This window comes from Microbacterium sp. NPDC019599 (genome assembly GCF_040632175.1).
GTDB lineage: Bacteria > Actinomycetota > Actinomycetes > Actinomycetales > Microbacteriaceae > Microbacterium.
This window is the reverse complement of sequence record NZ_JBEYBL010000019.1, coordinates 1-4,312: the sequence shown is the minus strand read 5'-3', so window position 1 is coordinate 4,312 and position 4,312 is coordinate 1. Positions and strand designations below refer to the sequence as shown.

At 65.2% G+C, this 4,312-nt stretch carries 3 protein-coding genes; all 3 read right to left on the bottom strand.

Annotation, left to right across the window (positions count from 1 at the left end; genetic code table 11):
- Positions 1-358: 358 nt before the first annotated feature.
- On the bottom strand, positions 359-1,027 hold the full coding sequence (locus ABZ477_RS19090; RefSeq protein WP_360136418.1) for a hypothetical protein: 669 nt from the start codon (positions 1,025-1,027) through the stop codon (positions 359-361).
- A gap of 152 nt (positions 1,028-1,179) precedes the next feature.
- Positions 1,180-3,546 carry a DEAD/DEAH box helicase family protein gene (locus ABZ477_RS19085; protein WP_360136416.1) on the bottom strand — a complete coding sequence of 789 codons (2,367 nt, stop codon included), beginning with the start codon at positions 3,544-3,546 and terminating at the stop codon, positions 1,180-1,182.
- 198 nt (positions 3,547-3,744) lie between these two features.
- Positions 3,745-3,993: a hypothetical protein gene (locus ABZ477_RS19080; protein ID WP_360136414.1), complete on the bottom strand. Its 249-nt coding sequence runs from the start codon at positions 3,991-3,993 to the stop codon at positions 3,745-3,747.
- Positions 3,994-4,312: the final 319 nt, after the last annotated feature.

Genomic DNA, 4,312 nt, shown 5'->3' with positions numbered 1-4,312 from the left:
AACACGAAAACCCCTGATTTATCAGGGGTTTTCTTCGCGGAGACGGTGGGATTTGAACCCACGGCGGGCTTGCGCCCGCTCCACCTTAGCAGGGTAGATTCGGCGTTCCGCAGTCCGATAACCGGGAGGCCCGTCGCGTCGCGGAATCACGCGGAATTCGCTGCTCACCAGGCGATTCCTACGGCGCGGTGGACTGCACTCCATGCACTATATCCACTCCAGAATTGCCGAGAATCGGAGTTCTCGAGATGCTCGGGGACCCCTGGGGGACCCCTGTCGCAACTCGGATCCGGTCGGCGACGATCTCCTGTCGGCGTCACGACGTGGACGTGTCAAGCCAGCTGGCAGGAACCGCCTGTCAGCGATAGTCGCGTCGGTCGAGGGATGCCTCGTAGCAGTCGCGGTCGAGGTTTGTGTTCCATATGCGACGAGGCGCCGTCGGGCGCAGGTTCCCGTATGTGCGGGCGCCTTCCTCTTCCCATCGGGAGTTGAACCACGACACGGTCTCGATGGCGGCGTATCGTGACGGCTCCGCGCCGTGGAAGTCGTGAAGCTCGTCCAGTACGGGAACGAGATCGGTGTCTCGGGAAGCGAGTACGACGAGGTCGATGTTCGCTCTGGCTGCCTCACGCACGCACGCGAGAGCGACGAGCACGTCGATCCCCTTCTCTTCCGGGCGTCCGGTCGGGATCTTCTGTCCGTTGATGTCGAGGATCGGCTTCCCGGCTGAGTACTGGAACCGATACTTCAGATCGCGCAACTCGACGATCGCGCCGGCGTTACGCCATTCCGTGGCCTGCTCGAGGCAACGCCGGTTCTGCTCCCAGTCGTAGTTGACATGAGGGAGTCCCCGGTACACGAGAACCCGACTGCACTCTGCGAGTGGGAAGCCTTCGCGCTGGCGCTCGTTGCGCTCGGCGATGGCGCGTCTTGCGAACCGCACCGGCTGAATAAGCGATTCGTGCTTGTCGCCCCTCGGGTTGAAGACGTCCTTCGCCGTGAGATGAACATTCTGATAGTCGATCACGACGGACGCACGCAACACGATGGCTTCCCCCGGGGCAGAAAAATCCCCGCCAATCCGGAGACGGCGGGGAGCAATGAACCAAGTATAGGTGGGCCACCTCAAGGGCTGTCAATTCGACGTCCAATCGGTTCGACGTGCGCCGCAGGGCGCCGTCACCCGCGTTCGGTTGAGATCGAGAACCCTTCCTTGGCGATAACGCGTCGGCGCCGGTTGTGCATGCGTTCCAGCACGGGTACGGCGACATCCCGGAAGTCGTGAACGGTCGGCAGATCCGGTGTGTCGCTCCCGCGTGTGACGCGGCCGATCTGCTGGATGATCCGGCCCTTGAACGAGACAGGTACGGCGAGGAACAGTGTGTTGAGGGACGGGAGGTCGATGCCTTCGCCGGCGACCTTGTCGATCGCGATCAAGACGAACGGTTCGCGGGCCGCGTCCAACGAGCTCAGTCGTTCGCGCACTACACGTCGCTCGGGGCCCGGAAGTCGGCCGTGGAGGCGGATAACTGGAACTGATGTCCGAGCTTCGGCAGCGGCCGCGAGTGACTCGAGATGGTCGAGCCTGTTGGTCAGTACGAGTGAGCGTCGGCCTTGCTCTGCGGCTCGCTCGATCTCCGTGACGACTTGCGCGTTTCGTGCTTCGTCAGCGGCCAGTTCCGAGTAGATCGCCTGCATGGAGGGACCACCTTCACCCGATTCTGCGGTGGTGAACGTGGTCTCGTGTACGTGGAAGCGTCGTTCTTGCGCTTCGCGTGGCGCGATCGTGTGGCGGATGGGGCCAGCCTGCATGGTGATCAGTCCGTCCATCTGATCTGCGCGGTACGGAGTCGCGGTCAACCCGACCCAATGGCGGACACTGACTTCCCGAATGGCCGCTTCGACTGCGGGGGCCGCGATCGCGTGACATTCGTCGACGATGACCTGGCCGTACTCTTCAAGCACGGATGGGTCTCCGGCACGGTGCGCGATGGACTGCATCATGATCAGATCGACGACTCCGCGCCTCTTGCGGCGGCCACCGCCGAGCTGCCCAATCTGCTTGTCGGTAATGGAGAGGAACTCTGTCAGGCGCGTGCGCCACTGCTGGAGCAGATCAGCCCTGTTCACCAGGATCGCCGTGGGGACCCGCCTCTTCGCGACGAGGGCGCAGGCGATCACGGTCTTGCCCGCCCCCGGGGGCGCGACAAGCACCCCCGTCTCGTGCCGAAGCAGCTCTGCGACGGCGGTGGCCTGCTCGGGCCGCAGCTCCCCCGCAAACGCGACATCAATCATGCCTGCAGCGGTGAACTCGTCGCGCATCTCCACGGTGAAGCCGGCGTCGATCAGGAGCCCCGTGGCTTCGTCGAGCAGTCCACGGGGGACACGCAGCTCGGTCTCGTCGTGCTCGAAGCAGGTGACCAATCGCGGAACACCGAAAGTGCTGAATCTCTGCGCCTGCCTGCGGTAGTACTCGGGATTGGCGACCGAGGCCATGTGCTTGAGTTCCGTCATCACAGCACCCGGCAAGTCTGCACTGGGGATGCGGATCACCGCACCCCGCGTGAGCGAGATCCGGCGGCCTGCGACCATCGCGGCTTCGGCCTTGATCGCTGCGCGGCGCGGTCGGCGTGGGAGCACCTCTCTCGGGCCCGCACTCGGCCGGCCAGAACCACCAGCCAGTTCGACAGCGCGGTCGACCGACACCGGTGCGGTTGCGGACAGCGCCGCAAACTGGTCTTCGAACGGGTGCCAGGTCACAGGGTCTGCGAACACCGACGTTCCGCGCCGTCGACAATCGCCCTGCAGCGGAAGCGCGATGAGGTTTCCCAACCGGAATCTGCCCGACGAGCGCGAGGGAAGGGTGTCCTGCGACGGAATGAACCTGTCGTAGCTCGACATGCTCATCGACGGCTGCCCCGACATCGCACGACGAAGTAGCGCCGCGCCCATCGAACGCGCCGTCGCCGCTGGCAACGCCTCCTCGAAGAAGATCCACACGTGGGCGCCCTCACCCGATCGGGAGATCTCCGCAAGCGCCGGAACGCCCATTTCCTCGCAGGCGGCGACGTAGGCCGCAGCGTCCGCCCGCCATTCACCGTCATCGAAGTCGCACGCCAGCACCTTGCACCGGTCCTCGTGCACCATCGGATACAGCCCGACATGGAAGCCCCGTCCACCGGCCGGATCGCCACGGAGGTGGTGTTCGATAACCGAGTCAGTCAGCGGGAGCAGATCCCCGTCCCTGGTGTCGTCGCTGAAGAACCCTCCCCGCGCCGCCGGACTCCAACCCTTCTTCCCTGTGCGCCGGCTCACCCATGGCAGTGCATAGACATCATCGCGGCCTGCGAACCGCGAACGGAACAGGGCGAGCTTGTCTGCCGTCGAGGACGCAGCGGTGACGCCCGGCGCACCCGCCACCATGACTTTCGCAGACTCGCGTGGTGCCCCTTGAAGTGCGGCGAGCTCTTGCCGCGCGTCGGACAGTTCTTGCTCAAGCGCGCGGATGCGATTGCATACTTCCTGGATCCGGTCGGGAACGCCCACACATCGACCGTACCTGCGCCGCATTGCCCGCTCTGCGGGTCCAGGACCGACGTGAGGTCGCCACACGGCCTGCGGTGGGCAACCCTCCCGGATCCGCATGAATGCGCTGGACCGATCGGCCCGCGCGAACCACAGGGTGCAACACCATGCAGGGTGGCGCACTGTGGGGGACGCCTGGCGCAAACCTCCCTGCGGACCTCAGTTGAGCTTCGCGCGGGCGGCGTCGGCGAACCTGGGCACGCCCGCACGGGTCAGTGCGAGCAGGTAGTCGTCGATCCTCATCGCGGGGGAATCGTACCCCTCCACGAGTTCGACGAGCGCCCGAAGCGTGGGCGCGTGATACAGGTCGAGCTGATCGAGGAGGAGCTCATCCGGGTGGACGACCTCGACGTCGAACGGGGCGGTCGAGGCGGGTGGGAAGTCCTTCCCGTTGAAGGTGACGAGCACTTCCGCTCCCCCACGAACAGCGGCCGCAACCACGTGCCGGTCCGTCGGGTCGCAGGTCATCGTCGGGATGAGCGGGTCGGACCCGTCGACCATGCATCCGGGAAGTACCGCGTCATCGTCGAGATGCGCTTGCCGCTCAGTCCCGCATCCTCACCGGTACAGGCCGCGGTCGGCTAGTTCGAGGATGAAGTCGTTCAGCAGTGCCCCGTAGAGCACGTTTTGTGTCGAAGAAGGCGGGGAAGCTCACTCGCCGGCGAGCTCCGACAGCCGCTTAACCTGTGCGGGCGCGGCGACCTGGACCTTCGCGTCAAGGTTCGCG